The organism is Streptomyces sp. SD31, assembly GCF_052068475.1.
GTDB lineage: Bacteria > Actinomycetota > Actinomycetes > Streptomycetales > Streptomycetaceae > Streptomyces.
Genome location: NZ_JBQHCX010000002.1, coordinates 507,614 through 524,433 on the forward strand (window position 1 = coordinate 507,614; position 16,820 = coordinate 524,433).

A 16,820-nucleotide genomic window follows, 5' to 3' on the forward strand; every position below is an offset into this window, starting at 1 on the left:
CGGCGTACAAGGGCCTGCTCGACGGTGTGGACGCGGCCCCCTCCTGGAAGCCCTCTCATGTAGGCGGCCCCCTCCTGGAGGCCCCCTCATGTAGGAGGCTCCAAACCCGCACGCGCGTGTGCCGGGCGATAACGCTATTTCCCGCCCTCGTGGGAGTGGGGCACGATGGGGGCATGGCACCTACCAACGATCATCCCGGTGAGCAGGGCGCTCAGGATCCCGTCAAGCTCATCGGCATCCGCGAGACGGCCCTCTCCGTGGACGAGGTCTTCCGGGCCGTCGGGGACGACGCCGCCGGGGGGACCGCGCTGTTCGTGGGGACTGTGCGGAACCACGACGAGGGTGCCGATGTCGACGAGCTCGGGTACTCGTGCCACCCCAGCGCCGAGGCCGAGATGCGGCGGATCGCCGAGAAGGTCGTCGCCGAGTATCCGGTGCGGGCCCTCGCGGCCGTACATCGCGTCGGGGACCTCAAGGTCGGGGATCTGGCAGTCGTCGTCGCCGTCTCCTGTCCCCATCGTGGCGAGGCCTTCGAGGCCTGCCGCAAGCTGATCGACGATCTCAAGCACGAGGTGCCCATCTGGAAGCACCAGAGGTTCTCCGACGGCACCGAGGAGTGGGTCGGCGCCTGCTGAACCGGTCCGCCCACCCCGTCCGTACCACTCAGGTTGCGTAACCGCACCCCTGGCGTGAGCGTTGTCAGTGCCAGTGGTTAATCTGCTGATCAGTCAGTTGCGGTCACTCATTGGGGATGGGAGGACGGCATGGCGGCGCTCGCCTGGTTGCTGATTCCGCTTGTGGCTGCGATCGGCGCCGGTCTGTGGGGCAGTTGGGCCAACCGGAACCGGAAGGTACGGAGCGACGGGCCGGAACTCGACGGATACGCCCGGTTCCGCGCGGCCATGGAGAAGCCCTCCTCCCGTACATGATCACGGGCCCTGACGGGGCGCTGACAGGTGTGTCACGTACTGTCTTGCCATGCCACGCCGCACCGCGACGATGCTCGCCTCCACCCTGATGCTGATCGCGCTTTTGTGCGCGGGAGTCTTCATCCCCGTGCCGTATGCGGAGATGTCCCCGGGGCCGACGGTGAACACCCTCGGGGAGCACGACGGCGAGCCGGTGCTGCAGATCTCCGGGCGCAAGACCTACGCGACGACCGGGCACCTCAACATGACCACCGTCCGGGTCACCAGCGCCGACTACCGGATGAATCTCGTGGAGGCCGTCTACGGCTGGCTCGCGCACGACAACAAGGTCGTGCCGCACGACACCCTCTACCCGGACGGCAAGACCGAGGAGCAGTCCACCCAGGAGAACGCCGAGGAGTTCAGCCAGTCCCAGGAGAGCGCCAAGGTCGCCGCCCTGAAGGAGCTGGACATCCCGGTGCAGAGCTGGGTGATCGTCTCGACCGTCGTCAAGGGCACCCCGGCCGAGGGCAAGCTGCACGCCGGTGACGTGATCAAGGCCGTCGACGGTACGGCCGTGAAGGAACCGGCGGACGTCGCCAAGCTGGTGACCAAGCACAAGCCGGGTCAGGACGTCGTCTTCACCGTCGTGCCGGCCAAGGAGCAGGCCGCCGCGGAGAAGGAGCGCAGGACGCCCACGAAGTCCGAGAAGGTCACGATCAGGACCGCCGAGTCCGACGACAGCGCCGGCAAGCGCGCGATCGTCGGGATCTCCGCCGGGACCGACCACACCTTCCCGTTCACCATCGACATCAAGCTCGCCGACGTCGGCGGCCCCAGCGCGGGCCTCATGTTCGCGCTCGGGCTCTACGACAAGCTCACCCCGGGCAGCCTCACCGGCGGCAAGTTCGTCGCCGGTACCGGCACCATCGACGACCGCGGCAAGGTCGGCCCCATCGGGGGCATCGAGATGAAGACCATCGCGGCGCGCGACAAGGGCGCCCAGTACTTCCTCACGCCCGCCGACAACTGCGCGACCGCCGCCCGGGACGTCCCCGACGGGCTCACCCTCGTCAAGGTCGGCACCATCGGCAACGCCCTCGATGCCCTGAAGGACATCCGCTCCGGCGACACCGCCGACCTGCCGAAGTGCACGACCAAGGACTGAGAAACGGGCTTCGGTACGGCTGTGGGGGCGCCCCTTCACCTCAAGGGGCGCCCCCACAGCCGTTCAAGTCCTCGCCGTCGTACCGGAAGAGCTCAGTCCTCGAACGTCGCCGCCAGCGCCTCCGCCAGACCCGGGACCAGGTCCGGGCCGGTGAGGACCTCCGTCGGGGTGTCCTTCTCGCGCAGGCGCAGGGCCGACTCGCGGGCGCCGTCGCGCAGGACCGCGACCGTCATGCGGACCTCCTGACGGTCGGGGTGTTCCGCCACCCACTTGGTGAGCTTGGCCCCGCTCAGGCCCTGCGGGACCTGGGCCTCGGCGGACGGGGGGAGCATCAGGCGCTCGACGGTGAGCGCGCAGCCGACCACCGCGTCGGGCCAGGCGATGGTGCCGAGGAACTCATCGAGCGCCTTGCCCGTTTCAATCTCGTCCTGCTCGATCGGGGTCAGGCCGGAGGACTCCTGCTCGTCCCCCAGGCCGAGCTGGGCGGCGAGGCCGGGTTCCTGGGCCTGCAGCCGTGCGGTGTCTACGAGGGCGAAGAGGCGGGCGGGCTGGTCCCAGCCGAGGCCGGAGGCGTACTCGTCGATCTCGAGAACGGCCCGGGTGAGCGGGCTCGCCGCCATGGGAGTGTTGGACATGGTCACAATCCTGCCTCGTTCCCGCCCGGAATCGGGAACTGAGTAAACGGTGAGTAAGTTGCATAGGTGTGGGCCCACGATCACGGGGGGCCACGAGGGGTCCACGAAGACGCGGGCCTGACGGATCAACAGCGAACCTCGGGGTGCGAACCTTGGCTTTCCAGATGCCGGACCGCGGCGGAGGCCCGACCGGGCCACGGATCAGAGTGGGCCGCCCGTCCCGGCGTGTCCGGACGCTGCTCATGACACTGGGCGTCCTCGCCGTCCTCGGCATGGCCTTCACCATGTTCGCGGGCTTCTGGACGGACTGGCTCTGGTACCGGTCGGTGAACTATTCGTCGGTGTTCACGACCACGCTGTGGACGAAGATCGGACTCTTCTTCGTCTTCGGTCTGTTGATGGCCCTCGCGGTCGGCTTCAACATCTGGCTGGCGCATCGCCTGCGCCCGCCGCTGAGCGCCATGTCGATGGAGCAGCAGAGCCTCGACCGCTACCGCATGGGCATCGCGCCGTACAAGAAGTGGCTGCTACTGGCGATCACCGCCCTGGTCGGACTGATCGCCGGCGCCTCCGCCTCCAGTCAGTGGCGGACCTGGCTGATGTGGGTCAACGGCGTGCCCTTCGGCGAGAAGGACCCGCAGTTCCACCTCGACGTCGGCTTCTACGCCTTCGACCTGCCCTGGTACCGGTTCCTGCTCGGCTTCGGCTTCGCCGCCGCGATCCTCTCCGTGATCGCCGCAGCGCTCACCCACTACCTGTACGGCGGGCTGCGCATCACCAGCCCGGGGGCGCGCGCCACGGCCGCGGCCACCGGCCATCTGTCGGTCCTCATCGGTATCTTCGTCGCCCTGAAGGCGGTCGCGTACTGGCTCGACCGGTACGGGCTCGCGGTGAAGTCCAGTGACTTCAAGGCGACCGACAACTGGACCGGACTCAGGTACGTCGACGCCAACGCCTATCTGCCGGCCAAGACGATCCTGTTCTGCATCGCCGTCATCTGCGCGCTGCTGTTCTTCGCCACCCTGTGGCGACGCACCTGGCAGCTGCCCGTCATCGGCTTCGGCCTGATGGTGCTCTCGGCGATCCTCATCGGCGGTCTGTACCCCGCGATCGTCCAGAAGTTCCAGGTCCAGCCCAACGAGCAGGCCAAGGAAGCCCCGTACGTCGAGAAGAACCTCAAGGCGACGCGCGAGGCGTACGGCATCGACGGCACCCAGGTCACCGAGTACCCGGGCACGAGCAAGACCGAGGACAAGACCCAGCTGCGCGACGACGTGGACGCCGCGGCCAGCATCCGGATCCTGGACCCGAACATCGTCTCGCCGACGTTCCAGCAGCTCCAGCAGATCAGGAACTACTACGCGTTCCCGACCAACCTGGATGTCGACCGGTACAGCAAGGACGGCAAGGACCAGGACACGGTCATCGGTCTGCGCGAGATCAACCTCAACGGCATTCCGAAGCGGAACTGGATCAACGACCACTTCCGCTACACCCACGGCTACGGCGTGGTCGCCGCCGAGGGCACCAACGCCGACTCCCAGGGCCGGCCGGACTTCACCGAGTCCGACCTGCCGTCCAAGGGCGACCTCGGGACGTACGAGCAGCGGGTCTACTACGGCGAGAAGACCAGCATGTACTCGATCGTCGGCGGTCCCCAGAAGGAGATCGACTACTCCGACGACAGCGGTGAGAAGACCTACAGCTACAAGGCCGACAGCGGGGTCAGCCTCTCCAACCCGGTCAACCGGGCCGCGTACGCGGTGGCGTTCGGCGAGCCGCAGATCCTGTACTCCGGTGCGATCGGCGACGGTTCGCGCATCCTGTACAACCGCACGCCCAAGGAGCGCGTCGAGGCGGTGGCCCCGTGGCTGACCATCGACGGTGACGCCTACCCGGCGGTCGTGGACGGCCGTATCCAGTGGATCGTCGACGCGTACACGACCACCAACGGATACCCGTACGCCTCCCGTACGACCCTCGGCGACACGACAGCCGACTCGCTGACCGCGACCAACGACTCGCGCGCTGTGGTGGCCCAGCAGAACCAGGTCAACTACATCCGCAACTCCGTGAAGGCCACCGTCGACGCGTACACCGGCGAGGTCAAGCTCTTCCAGTGGGACACCAAGGACCCGGTCCTGAAGACCTGGATGAAGGCGTTCCCGGGCACGGTGGAGTCGAAGAGCGAGATCTCGAAGTCGCTGATGGCTCATCTGCGCTACCCCCAGGACCTGTTCAAGGTCCAGCGCGAGCTGCTCACCCGCTACCACGTGAAGGACGCCACGACGTTCCTCAGCGGCAGCGAGGTCTGGCAGGTGCCGGACGACCCGACCAACAAGTCGGGCAGCGCGGTGCCGCCGTATTACCTGAGCATGAAGATGCCCGACCAGGCGGCGCAGTCGTTCTCGCTGACGACGACGTTCACGCCGAACGGACGGGACAACCTCAGCGCCTTCATGGCCGTCGACGCGGAGGCAGGCACCAGTGACTACGGCAAGATCAGAATTCTGAAACTGCCGACCAACACCACGGTCAACGGACCCAGTCAGGTCCAGAGTCAGTTCAACTCCGAACAGAACATCGCCGAGACCATCAGGCTGCTGAGAGGCGGCGACTCGGAGGTCGAGTACGGCAACCTGCTGGCGGTCCCGCTGGACGGCGGCCTGCTCTATGTGGAGCCGGTCTACGTCCGCGGTGGTGGACTCAAGTACCCGTTGCTGCGAAAGGTGTTGGTGTCCTACGGCGGCACCACAGCCTTCGAGGACACGCTCGGCGAGGCACTCAACAAGGTCTTCGGAGCGGAAGGCCCGACCACCCAGCCACCGGACGAGGGCGATGAGGACGGCGGCGGTACGACACCACCACCGACGTCCACCAACCCGACGGTCCAAGACGCGCTCAACGACGCCCAGAAGGCCTTCGAAGCCGGCCAGGAAGCCCTGACGAAGGGCGACTGGGAGGCGTACGGCAAGGCGCAGGAGGATCTCGAGGACGCGCTGCAGCGGGCCGAGGACGCCCAGGCCGAGGCGGACAAGGCCGGCGGTGGTGGCAGCGGCGGCGACAGTGGCAGCAGCCCGAGCCCCAGTTCCAGTCCGAGTCCGACCAGCAGTCCCACCAGCTCGTAGGGACGGCGGCTGATCGAATAGCCCACCCCGCGCCGTGATACGGTTGCAGAACAACGGCGCGGGGTGGAGCAGCTCGGTAGCTCGCTGGGCTCATAACCCAGAGGTCGCAGGTTCAAATCCTGTCCCCGCTACTGAAGTCGACGAACATTTCGTACGACAGCGAAGGCCCGGATCCTCCAAGGATCCGGGCCTTTGTGATGTGCGAACGCATGTGCACGAGGCCGAGGCGGTCGCGCCGCCGTGGGGAGTTGGGAGAACTGTGTTTGACTTGTCTCTCTGTGGGCATGTCGACAAAACGCTGAAGTGACCTCACTGGCTGCGGTATACGAGGTGTACCCAGGTTGCAGGTGGTGCGACGATGGACGTTATGGGGGACAAGGCAACTCTGTTGGAGACAGGGCGGTTTGTGCAGCCTGCCGACTTTGTGCAGCCGACGGGCGATTTCGTGCAGCCGACGGACAGTGCCTCGCTGCCGGTGGGTGACCTCGCGCAGCCGGAGGGCGACTTCGCCTTCGACCGGACGACCGACCGGGACGAGGCCGCGGAGGCCGCCGAGGAGGCCCGGCAGCGGCTTGCCGCCGAGGCCGGTGACGCAGAGGCGACGAGCGTCCTCGGGGCCATGCTGCTGCGCCGTGGCGACCTCGACGGAGCCGAGCCCTATCTGCGGGCCGCCACCGCCGCCGGGGACCGGGCCGCCGCCAACAACCTGGGAGTCCTTCTCCACCAGCGCGGGTACGCCGACGAGGCCGCCGGATGGTGGCGGATCGCCGCCGTCGCGGGGTCGGCCGCGGCCGCGCACGCGCTGGGACGCCATCACCGCGAGCGGGGCGACGAGCCCGCCGCCGAGTACTGGCTGCGGCAGTCCGCCGAGCAGGGACACGCGCTGGGCGCGTACGCGCTCGCCGACCTGTTGGAGCACCGCAGCGACGCCGGGGCCGAGCAGTGGATGCGGGCCGCGGCCGAGCGGGGGCACCGGGAGGCGGCGTACCGGCTGGCGCGTGCGCTCGACCGGCAGGCGGGGCGTACGGGCGAGGACGGGGCCGACAACGGTGTCGCTGCGAGCGAGCCTCTGCTCGTCGAGGCCGAGCAGTGGTACCGGCAGGCCGCCGCGCGCGGGCATCGGCGGGCCGCGCTGCACCTCGGGGCGATTCTCGAGAAGCGCGGGGAGCTCAAGGAGGCGGGGCGCTGGTACCTGACCTCCGCCAAGGACGGGGAGGCGCGCGCCGCCTGCGCGCTCGGGTTCCTGCTGCGGGACGCCGGGGACACCGAGAGCGCCGCCGTGTGGTGGCTGCGGGCCGCGCAGGACGGCGACGGCAACGCGGCCAACGCGCTGGGCGCGCTGCACGCCGAGCGCGGCCAGCCGCAGACCGCCGAGCGGTGGTACCGGGCCGCGATGGACGCCGGCGACGTGAACGGTGCGTACAACCTCGGGCTGCTCTGCGCCGATCAGGGGCGTACCGCGCAGGCCGAGCAGTGGTACCGGCGGGCGGCGTACGCCGGGCACCGGGAGGCGGCGAACGCGCTGGCCATCCTGCTGCTGCAGGGCGGGGACACGACGGGTGCCGAGCCGTGGTTCTCCAAGGCCGCGGAGGCCGGGAGCGTGGACGCCGCGTTCAACCTGGGGATCCTGTACGCCGGGCGCGGCGAGGAGCGGGCCGCGCTGCGCTGGTACGAGCGTGCCGCGGCCGCCGGGCACACGGAGGCGGCGCTGCAGGTCGGCATCGCGCGGCTGCGGGACGGGGACGAGCTCGCCGCGGAGCGGCATCTGCGGTGCGCGGCCGGGGGCGGCAGCGCGGAGGCCGCGTACCGGCTGGCGACCGTGCTGGACGCTCGGCGGCCGCCGGAGCCCGAGCATGAGCTCGGGGAGCCGGCGTACGAGAAGACCGAGTGCGAGGAGTGGTACGAGCGGGCGGCTTCCCAGGGGCATCGGCGGGCGCAGGTGCGGGTGGGGATGCTTGCCGCGGCTCGGGGGGACGTGGTGGAGGCGGCTCGGTGGTACCGGGAGGCTGCCGAGGCCGGGTCGCGGAACGGGGCGTTCAATCTGGGGCTGCTGCTTGCCCGGGAGGGAAGTGAGCCGGAGGCCGCGATGTGGTGGACGCGGGCGGCTGACGCCGGGCATGGGCGGTCGGCGTTGCGGCTGGCTCTGGTCTACGCGCGTCGCGGCGAGCTGGCGGAGGGGCAGCGGTGGGCTGATCGGGCGGTGAGTCTGGGGCCGGGGGAGGTTGCGGAGCGGGCTGCGCGGTTGCGGGATGCTCTGCGGGAGGAGCTTTCGGCGTGACGGTGCGTTGAGTGGGCTTCGTGGGTGCCGGGTGCGGCGCGGTCGGCGTCGCGGGGGTTCGCCCCCGCCGCCCCTACCCGTCCCATCCTCCAAGGGCTGCCGCCCCTTCGACCCCGCCCTCCTGGGGGCCTGCGGCCCCCAGACCCCCGCTTCGGCCCTGAACGGGCCTCGTCCTCAAACGCCGGACGGGCTGGATGACGCCGGCCGGCACTCAAACACGACGGTCGGCGCCCCGACGCCCAGCCCCCGGCGGGTGGGAGGGAGCCAGGGACGGTGCGGCCTCTTCCTCTAACGCCGGACGGGCTGAAGGATGCCGGCCGGCACTGAGACGCGACGGTCGGCGCCCCCACGCCCAGCCCTCAGCGGGTGGGAGGGAGCCAGGGACGGTGCGGCCTCCTCCTCAAACGCCGGACGGGCTGAGTGATACCGGCCGGCGCCGGGACGTGGCCGTTGGTGCCGTGGAACGGAGACCCCAGCGCCACACGGGAGAGACCCCGCCGGGCCGGCTGGGATGCACGGGCCGGCGTTGCGAGGTGGTGTTCTACAGGTCCGGTGAGAAGCGGACCGCTCCCGCCGGGATTCGGGCGTCGCACCACACCCGTGCACCCTCCCCCAGCTCGTTGTCGGCGCCGATCACCGCGCCGTCGCCGATGACCGTGCCGGTGAGGACGGAGCGTTCGCCGACGCGGGCGCGGGTGCCGATGAGGGAGTCGGTGATGATCGCGCCGGGTTCGATGACGGCGCCGGGGAGGATCGTGCTGCCGAAGACCCTCGCACCCTCCGCGACGAACGCGCCCTCGCCCACCACCGTGCCGCCCGTCAGCTTGGCGTCGGGGGCGACCGTGGCCGTGGGGAGGATCAGGCGGTCGCCGCAGCGGCCGGGGACCGCGGGGGACGGGGCGCGGCCCAGGACGAGGTCGGCCGAGCCGCGGACGAAGGCGGCCGGAGTGCCCAGGTCCAGCCAGTAGGTGGAGTCGACCATGCCCTGGAGGTGGGCTCCGGCGGAGAGGAGGTCCGGGAAGGTCTCGCGCTCCACCGAGACCGGACGGTTCGCCGGGATCGTGTCGATGAGCGAGCGGCGGAAGACGTACGCACCCGCGTTGATCTGGTCGGTGACGATTTCTTCGGGGGTCTGTGGCTTCTCCAGGAAGGCTGTTACGCGGCCCGTCTCGTCCGTGGGGACCAAGCCGTACGCCCTCGGGTCCGTCACCTTCGTCAGGTGGAGGGAGACGTCCGCGCCGGTCGACTCGTGGGTGCGGACCAGTGCCTTGATGTCCAGGCCGGTCAGGATGTCGCCGTTGAAGATGAGGACCGGGTCGTCGGGCGCGGAGTGCAGCCGGGACGCCACGTTGCGGATCGCGCCGCCCGTGCCGAGGGGCTCCTCCTCCGTCACGTACTCCAGGTGGAGTCCGAGCGCGGAGCCGTCGCCGAAGTACGGCTCGAAGACCTCGGCCAAGTACGACGTCGCCAGGACGATGTGCTCGACGCCCGCGGCTCTCGCTCTCGCCAACTGGTGCGTGAGGAAGGGGACTCCGGCCGCCCGGACCATGGGCTTGGGCGTGTGCACGGTGAGCGGGCGCAGCCGAGTGCCCTTGCCGCCGACCAGGAGGATCGCTTCTGTCACCTGTCGTCTCTGCTTCCTGCCGGGACCGGCCGAACTGTCTTTCGGCCGGCCAGTGTATGCAGACCGTTGTACGGCGCCCTCGTCGGCAGTGCGGCGTTCCGCCTCTTGCCCCCCGACGGCGGTGAATGCATCCCCGTGTACTCCGTGTACTCCGTGTACCTCGTCTACTCGCGTACCCGGTCAGCCCTCCCCCGGCTCAACGTCCCTGGTAGCGGGCCGCCGTGGCGCGGGCCGTGCCGAGCTTGCGGTAGAGCTGCCGTCCCGGGCACTCCGTCAGGAAGCCGTCCCGATGGCCGGAGATCGCATTCAGCCGTACGTTCTTTCCCTTTCGGTAGAGATTGCCACCGGCGGACTTCAGGTACGTCTTTCCGCGCGGATTGACGCCGAAGAGACCCAGTTTCCATGCCGTGAGCCGGGCCACGGCCTTCACCGACGCCTTGGTCGGCTTGGTGGAGCCGTAGCTGCCGAGAACGGCGATCCCCATGCTGTTGGTGTTGAAACCGAGAGTGTGGGCACCCAGGACCGGCTTCGCCACTCCCCCGGCGCGTCCCTCGTAGATGTTTCCGCACTTGTCGACGAGGAAGTTGTAGCCGATGTCGCGCCAGCCCATGCTCTTGACGTGGTAGCGGTAGATACCGCGAATGAGCGAGGGGACCTGCGAGCACCAGTACTTGCTGCCGGTCGCCGTGTGATGCACGAAGGCCGCCTTCACCTTCTTCGTGTAGACGAACTGCCGCTCCCGCCACCCCTCGTTCGCGCCCCAGCCGCGCCGTGTGACGATGCGCGGCCGCGGCCCGATGTACGGCTTCGCCTGCTGCGCCTGCGTCAACTGGTCACCGCGCAGCGCCAGCAGCTCCCGTTCGGTCTCGGCCCGGCCGAGCGCGGGGATCGCCGCGACGCCGAGGGGCGCGAGTTCGGCGTTGGCGGCGGAGGCGGCCGTGTCGGCGGCGGAGGCGCCGAGGGCCTCGGCGGTCTCCGTGGTCTCGGTCTGCAGTGAGCCGGGGCGGGGGGCGCCGGGGTCGTCCGACGTGGGGGCGGGTTCACCGGGATCGACGAGTTCGAGGCGGAGGCCGGCGGGGAGCGGAGAGACGACGCCGGTGCCGCCCGGCGGGGTCGGATCATCACTGCCCGGCCCCGGCGCGCCGTCCTTGGACCCGGCCCCGACAGCCTGTGCCGTCACCCGCACCTCCACGGCGTCCGACTCCCCGACCCACAACGGCGCCGTGGAGCCGCGCACCCGGCCGGAGGTGCGTTCGACGCTGCCGGGGTCGGCCGCGTGCTCGCCGTTGTGCGTCTCGACGTCCTGCCAGTCGGACCAGGTGCCCGTGCCCACGGCGCGGGTGCGGACCTGGACGCGGCCGTGCAGTTCGGCGTCCGGGTCGTCCCAGACGACGCCTACGAGGGAGAAGTGTCGTACGTCTCGTGGGGACAGGCCCTCTATGGCGGGGGCGCCGACGACGCGGTCACGGGCGAGGGGTGTGAGCGGGGCGAGGGGCATCGACTGGGTGCTGCCGGGGACGTACGACTCGGCGTCCTCCTGACGCACCGCCGGCCCGGCCACCGCCTCCCCGCGCGTGGCCGCTTCCGCACTGAACGCCGGTCTCGCGGTCGACGCGACGGCGGGTGGGGTGAGCGGGAGGGCCAGAGCGGCCGCGCACGTGACACCGATCGAGGAAGCAAGGAATCCACGCATACCCCAGATGTTGGACATAGTCATACAAAGCTGTCCATCTGGGAGTTGACGGAGTGTCGGCGCCCGATTCGCCCGAACCGGTGGTGGCAGGGTGCCGCCAACCGGGGGTGCGCGCCTGTGTGGCCGCGTACGCTTGCACGGGTGAACGCCACCGATCGCACCCCTGCCGACCTGCTGCGTTCCGCGCTCGCCGCGGATCCCGGACGTCCCCTGGTGACCTTCTACGACGACGCCACCGGGGAACGCGTCGAATTGTCCGTGACCACCTTCGCCAATTGGGTGGCCAAGACCGCGAATCTGCTCCAGGGCGACCTCGGGGCCGGGCCGGGTGACCGGGTCACGCTGCTGCTGCCCACCCATTGGCAGACGGCGGTCTGGCTGCTGGCGTGTTCGTCGGTGGGCACGATCGCGGACGTGGGCGGGGATCCGGCGGCGGCCGACGTGGTCGTGAGCGGGCCGGACACGCTGGAGGCGGCGCGGGCGTGCCGGGGGGAGCGGGTCGCATTGGCGCTACGGCCGCTGGGGGGCCGCTTTCCGCAGCCGCCGGCGGGCTTCGCCGACTACGCCGTGGAAGTGCCGAGCCAGGGCGACCGTTTCGCCCCGTACGCGCCGGTCGACCCCGAGGATCCCGCACTGATCGTGGCCGGCCGGGAGTTCAGCGGCGCCGAGGTCGTCGAACGCGCCCGCGCCGAGGCGACGGGGCTGGGCCTCACGGGCCCGGGCTCCCGCATCCTGTCGTCCCTTCCCTACGACACCTGGGAGGGCCTCAACGCCGGCCTGTACGCGGCGCTGGCGACCGACGGCTCGGTGGTCCTGTGCCGCCACCTCGAATCCCTGGACGAGGAGTCCCTGGCCAAGCGCATCGAGAGTGAGCGCGTGACGACGACGGCGCGATAGCCCCGGGCACGGTCGGCTGCGCCGGCTGGGCCGAGGTGACCGCGTCGACCAGGCCGAGTCACAGGTGCCGTTCGCTGTGTGGCTTGCCCGGCGTGCGGGCTGGGCGGGGTGGGTCGCGCAGCCCGGCACTGACGGGGCACCGCCCGCGCCCACCCGTGCCGCCCCAGCGGCACGACTGCCCGCGGATTGGGCGGGACGGCCCGCGGGGCTGAGGCGGGACTGCCCGCGGCTGAGGCGGGATGGTCGGCCACTGAGCTGTGGGATGACCCGGGGCTGGGGCGCGGGACGACCCGCGGCCGAGGCGCGGGACTGCTTGCGGCTGGGGCGAGGGACGACCTGCGGCTGGGGCCTGGGATGGCCTGCGGCTACGGCGGGATGGCCTGCGGCTGCGACGCAGGACACAGCCCGCAACCGAAGCGCGGAACAGCCCACGGCTGCGACGTACGACAGCCCGCAACCGAAGCGCGGAACAGCCCACGCCTGCGACGTACGACAGCCCGCAACCGAAGCGCGGAACAGCCCACGCCTGCGACGTACGACAGCCCGCAACCGAAGCGCGGAACAGCCCACGCCTGCGACGTACGACAGCCCGCAACCGAGGCGGGGGACAGCCCGCACCCGCGTACGGCGGCAAGGGGACGTGCCGGGGGGGGTGTCCGCCCGCAGAGTCGGGCGTCAAGACACGGCACCTCCAGCGCAACGACCACCGCCCGACCGAGGACGGACACCCCCCGGCACGGCCCCGACCCACACCCCACCCGCAGGCGCTACCCGCACCCCCACCGAACCGGCACAGGCGCCGCAGGCACCCGACGCGCACCCCCACCGGACAGCAACAGGCCGCCGCAGGCACCCCCGCCCAACCGCCGGAGGCAACCGTCACCCATTCAGCCCCCCACCACTCACCCCCCACCCCCCATCCAAGCCATGGTCGTAACAGCAGCCCACACCACACGCACTACGCCATGAGGGGTGGACCCAGCCGTGACCGACTCCGCACGCACGCGCCGGGGGGCGTCGGCCAGCAGCAGGTGGCCCATGCGGCGGTGGGTACGGCGAGGGGCGCTGGGGATCGGGCTCGTGCTCCTCGCCGCCGGCGGGGCCGGGTGGGCCGTCTACGCCAAGCTCGACTCCAACATCACGCCCGACGAGGCCGCCGCCGCCGAACTCGCCCGGTACGAGAAGGAGCGCCCCACCTCCCTCGTGCGCGACGCCCGCAACGTCCTGCTCATCGGCTCGGACTCGAGGGCGGGCAAGGCAAACCGGCGCTACGGCCGCGACTCCGGGACCGAGCGGTCCGACACCACCATCCTGCTGCACCTCTCCGCGGGGCGCCGCAGCGCCACCGCCGTCTCGATACCCCGCGACCTGATGGTGGACGTCCCCGGCTGCCGGCGCCCCGACGGCACCCGCAGCAAGCCCATGTTCGCGATGTTCAACTACGCCTTCCAGGTCGGCGGTTCGGCCTGCACCATCCGTACCGTGGAGCGGCTCACGAACATCCGCCTCGACCACCACGTGGTCGTCGACTTCCACGGCTTCAAGGAGATGGTCGACGCCCTCGACGGCGTGGAGATCTGCCTCACCGAGCCCATCAACGACAAGGCCGCCAAGCTCAGGCTCCCCGCCGGAAAGGTGACGCTCAACGGCGAGCAGGCCCTCGGCTACGTCCGAGCCCGCAAGTCCCTCGGCGACGGCAGCGACACCGACCGCATGGAGCGCCAGCAACGATTCCTCGCCGCGCTCGTCCAGAAGGTGCGCAGCAACGACGTACTGCTGAATCCGGTCAGGCTCTACCCCGTCCTGGACGCCGCCACGTCCTCCCTCACCACCGACCCGGCCCTGGCCAGCTTGCGCGGTTTGTACGAACTCGTCCGCGGCGTGCGCGACATCCCCACCGAACGCGTGCAATTCCTCACCGTTCCTCGGGAGTCGTACATCTACAACGCCAATCGCGATCAACTCGTGGAGCCCGAGGCCGAGCGGCTCTTCGAGCGATTGCGCATCGACGCCCCGGTGGAAGTCGTGAATTCGCCCGAAACGTCCCCAGGCGCTCCGCGCACATCTCCGCACAGGAGTTCCCATTACGGCGCCGGGAAGGCGGGCGCCAAGCGTCCCGACGACCACACGGGACCCACTCCTCCGGCACCCACCTTCCGGGGCAACACCGCCGCCGAGAACCCGTGCGAGTAAAGCGCTCACCAAGTCGGCGAACCCCAGTTCAAAGAAATGGGATGGATTGCCCAGTTGTAGGGACGTGGAATTTGTCACCGTCGTCGCTTGACGCTGAACTGGGCGGATAGTGTGAGCGATCCGGTGCACCCGGCCGTAGTTAGGCTTGCGCACTGTTTGACCGAGAGACCCGAGCGCCTTGGAGGGGGAAGGCGCCGCGTGGCCCCGACGGAGGAATCAGACAACCGTGGACGCGCAAGGCCGTGGGCGGGCGGACGACATCGACCCCGCAGACCAGTGGGTACTCAATCCGAACACCGGCGAATACGAACTGCGACTGACTCCTTCCGCACCGCAGTCGTCGGTCCCGGGACCCCGTAGATCCGCTTCCCGCGCAGGCGCCGGGGCGCGTGCCGCCGGTGGCGCCGGAGGTTCAGGGAGTGCTGCGGCCGCCGCAGGTGCCGGTGGCGCCGGGCGCAGCCGCACCGCGACCCCGGGGCGCGAGACGCGGCCGGTGTCGCCGGGCCGTGAGGTCCCCCCACAGCGCAGGCGCCGGGGCGCGCCCGAGGAGCCGCCGCCGGGACGGCGCGGTCGCCGGGCTCCGGTGAAGAAGAGCAAGGCGAAGAAGGCCGTGCTGTGGACCGGCGGAATCATGGCGTTCGTGGTGGTGGCCGCGGCGACCGGCGCGTACCTCTACATCGAGCACCTCAACGACAACATCCAGTCCGTCTCCGACGACGGCGCGAGCACCGGTGGCTTCCAGAAGGACAAGGCCATCAACATCCTGCTCATCGGCACGGACAAGCGCACCGGCGCGGGCAACGGCAGCTACGGCGACACGGGCAGCGCGGGACACGCCGACACCACGATCCTGCTGCACGTCTCCAAGGACCGCTCGAACGCGACCGCGCTCAGCATCCCCCGCGACCTGATCGTCGACATCCCGGACTGCCAGACCACGCAGGAGGACGGCACCCAGAAGGTCATCCCGGGTGAGACCGGTGTCCGCTTCAACACCAGCCTCGGCCAGGAGGGCCGTACGCCCAGCTGCACCATGCGAACGGTCACCGAGCTGACCGGGATCAAGCCGGACAACTTCATGGTGGCCGACTTCAACGCGGTGAAGACGCTGACGACGGCGGTCGGCGGCGTCGAGGTGTGCCTGGCCAAGGACATCGACGACCCCGACTCCAAGCTCAAGCTCAGCGAGGGCAAGCACGTCATCGAGGGCGAGCAGGCGCTGGCCTTCGTCCGCACCCGGCACTCCGTGGGCTTCGGTGGCGACCTGAGCCGGATCGGGCTCCAGCAGCAGTTCCTCAGCGCGCTGATGCGGAAGCTGAAGTCCAACGACACGCTCACCAGCCCGTCCAAGATGATCAAGCTGGCCGAGGCGGGCACCGAGGCGCTGACCGTCGACAGCAACCTCGACAGCATCGACAAGCTGAAGGACCTCGGCCTGGAGCTGGGCAAGCTCAACACCAAGAACCTGACCTTCACCACGATTCCGGTGATCGACAACCCGGCCGAGAAGGTGAAGGCGACCGTCGTACTCAACGAGACGACGGCCCCCCAGGTCTTCGAGGCGATCCAGAACGACGTCTCCTTCACCGCGGTCAAGCAGCAGAAGAAGAAGGAGGCCGCCGCCGTGGCCGCCCGGCTGAAGGGCACCAAGGCCGACCCCTCCGAGGTGCGGGTGCAGGTCTACAACGGCGGGGCTCCCGCGGGCAGCGCCCAGGAGACCCTCACCTGGCTGCAGACCGAGGAGGGCGTGACCAAGTCCGAGAACGCGGGCAACGCCTCGACGACGCTGTCGAAGACGACGCTCGAGTACGCACCGGACCAGGCGGACCAGGCACGCCGGCTCGCCGCCATCATGGGGCTCTCCGGGTCCGCGATGAAGCCGGGCAAGAGCGTGACCAACTCCCAGGGCCTGCCCACGATGACGCTGACGCTGGGCAAGGACTTCAAGGGTCCGGGCGTCTCCCTCACGGCTCCGACCAAGGCGCCCGACGTGGAGAAGTCCACGGCGGACAAGGTGGAGTGCGCGAAGTAGCGGCAGACAGTGGCCCAACGGCTCCGGTACGGAATCTGCGGCGGGGAACGCAACTGTGCCGGACCCTCGTTGGTCTGACACAGGACACGGTGGTGTCAGGCGGCGTTGGCCTGGCACACCGCGTGGCCGTGCAGGGCGTGGATTTTGCCGACACGTGGCAAACCCGGTTCGGACTCACACAGGTCTGACAGGTTGCGAACCGGTGTCGGACAGGGTGGTCCGACATGGTTCGCTCCGCACGGACAGGGAGGTCCGCCGCGGAGT

The 16,820-nt window shown here is 70.1% G+C and carries 10 protein-coding genes and 1 tRNA gene; 8 read left to right on the forward strand and 3 right to left on the reverse strand.

The annotated features are described in order from the left end of the window. Window positions 1–173 precede the first annotated feature (173 nt). Both ACTMVF_RS06245 and ACTMVF_RS06250 read left to right on the forward strand, forming a co-directional pair. A complete protein-coding gene (locus tag ACTMVF_RS06245) occupies window positions 174–635 on the forward strand; it encodes a molybdenum cofactor biosynthesis protein MoaE (RefSeq protein WP_441269924.1) in 462 nt (153 codons plus the stop codon). A gap of 343 nt (window positions 636–978) precedes the next feature. Next, complete coding sequence (locus ACTMVF_RS06250; RefSeq protein WP_441269925.1) at window positions 979–2,076, forward strand: YlbL family protein; 1,098 nt, start codon at window positions 979–981, stop codon at window positions 2,074–2,076. Window positions 2,077–2,168: 92 nt separating this feature from the next. On the opposite strand, the gene ACTMVF_RS06255 is transcribed toward ACTMVF_RS06250, so the two are convergent. Beyond that, the gene (locus ACTMVF_RS06255; RefSeq protein ID WP_441269926.1) at window positions 2,169–2,711 is read right to left on the reverse strand and encodes a PPA1309 family protein; all 543 of its coding nucleotides are present in this window, start codon (window positions 2,709–2,711) and stop codon (window positions 2,169–2,171) included. A gap of 164 nt (window positions 2,712–2,875) precedes the next feature. Here ACTMVF_RS06255 and ACTMVF_RS06260 point away from each other — a divergent pair, with 164 nt between their 5' ends. The 3 genes from ACTMVF_RS06260 (at window position 2,876) to ACTMVF_RS06270 (ending at window position 8,117) form a co-directional block, all read left to right on the forward strand. Beyond that, complete coding sequence (locus tag ACTMVF_RS06260) at window positions 2,876–5,839, forward strand: UPF0182 family membrane protein (RefSeq protein ID WP_441270142.1); 2,964 nt, start codon at window positions 2,876–2,878, stop codon at window positions 5,837–5,839. A gap of 57 nt (window positions 5,840–5,896) precedes the next feature. After that, window positions 5,897–5,970, forward strand: a tRNA-Met gene (locus ACTMVF_RS06265). 236 nt (window positions 5,971–6,206) lie between these two features. Continuing rightward, complete coding sequence (locus ACTMVF_RS06270; RefSeq protein WP_441269927.1) at window positions 6,207–8,117, forward strand: sel1 repeat family protein; 1,911 nt, start codon at window positions 6,207–6,209, stop codon at window positions 8,115–8,117. 541 nt (window positions 8,118–8,658) lie between these two features. Here ACTMVF_RS06270 and ACTMVF_RS06275 read toward each other — a convergent pair. Both ACTMVF_RS06275 and ACTMVF_RS06280 read right to left on the reverse strand, forming a co-directional pair. After that, complete coding sequence (locus ACTMVF_RS06275; RefSeq protein ID WP_441269928.1) at window positions 8,659–9,741, reverse strand: sugar phosphate nucleotidyltransferase; 1,083 nt, start codon at window positions 9,739–9,741, stop codon at window positions 8,659–8,661. Window positions 9,742–9,937: 196 nt separating this feature from the next. Beyond that, complete coding sequence (locus tag ACTMVF_RS06280; RefSeq protein WP_441269929.1) at window positions 9,938–11,434, reverse strand: N-acetylmuramoyl-L-alanine amidase; 1,497 nt, start codon at window positions 11,432–11,434, stop codon at window positions 9,938–9,940. Window positions 11,435–11,575: 141 nt separating this feature from the next. On the opposite strand from ACTMVF_RS06280, the gene ACTMVF_RS06285 reads away from it, so the two are divergent. The 3 genes from ACTMVF_RS06285 (at window position 11,576) to ACTMVF_RS06295 (ending at window position 16,556) form a co-directional block, all read left to right on the forward strand. Further along, entirely contained in the window at window positions 11,576–12,331 is a 756-nt protein-coding gene (locus tag ACTMVF_RS06285) for a TIGR03089 family protein (RefSeq protein ID WP_441269930.1), read from the forward strand. Window positions 12,332–13,369: 1,038 nt separating this feature from the next. Beyond that, window positions 13,370–14,524 carry an LCP family protein gene (locus tag ACTMVF_RS06290; RefSeq protein WP_441270143.1) on the forward strand — a complete coding sequence of 385 codons (1,155 nt, stop codon included), beginning with the start codon at window positions 13,370–13,372 and terminating at the stop codon, window positions 14,522–14,524. A 226-nt stretch (window positions 14,525–14,750) separates the two neighbouring features. After that, window positions 14,751–16,556, forward strand: a complete 1,806-nt coding sequence (locus ACTMVF_RS06295) for an LCP family protein (protein WP_441269931.1) — start codon at window positions 14,751–14,753, stop codon at window positions 16,554–16,556. Window positions 16,557–16,820: the final 264 nt, after the last annotated feature.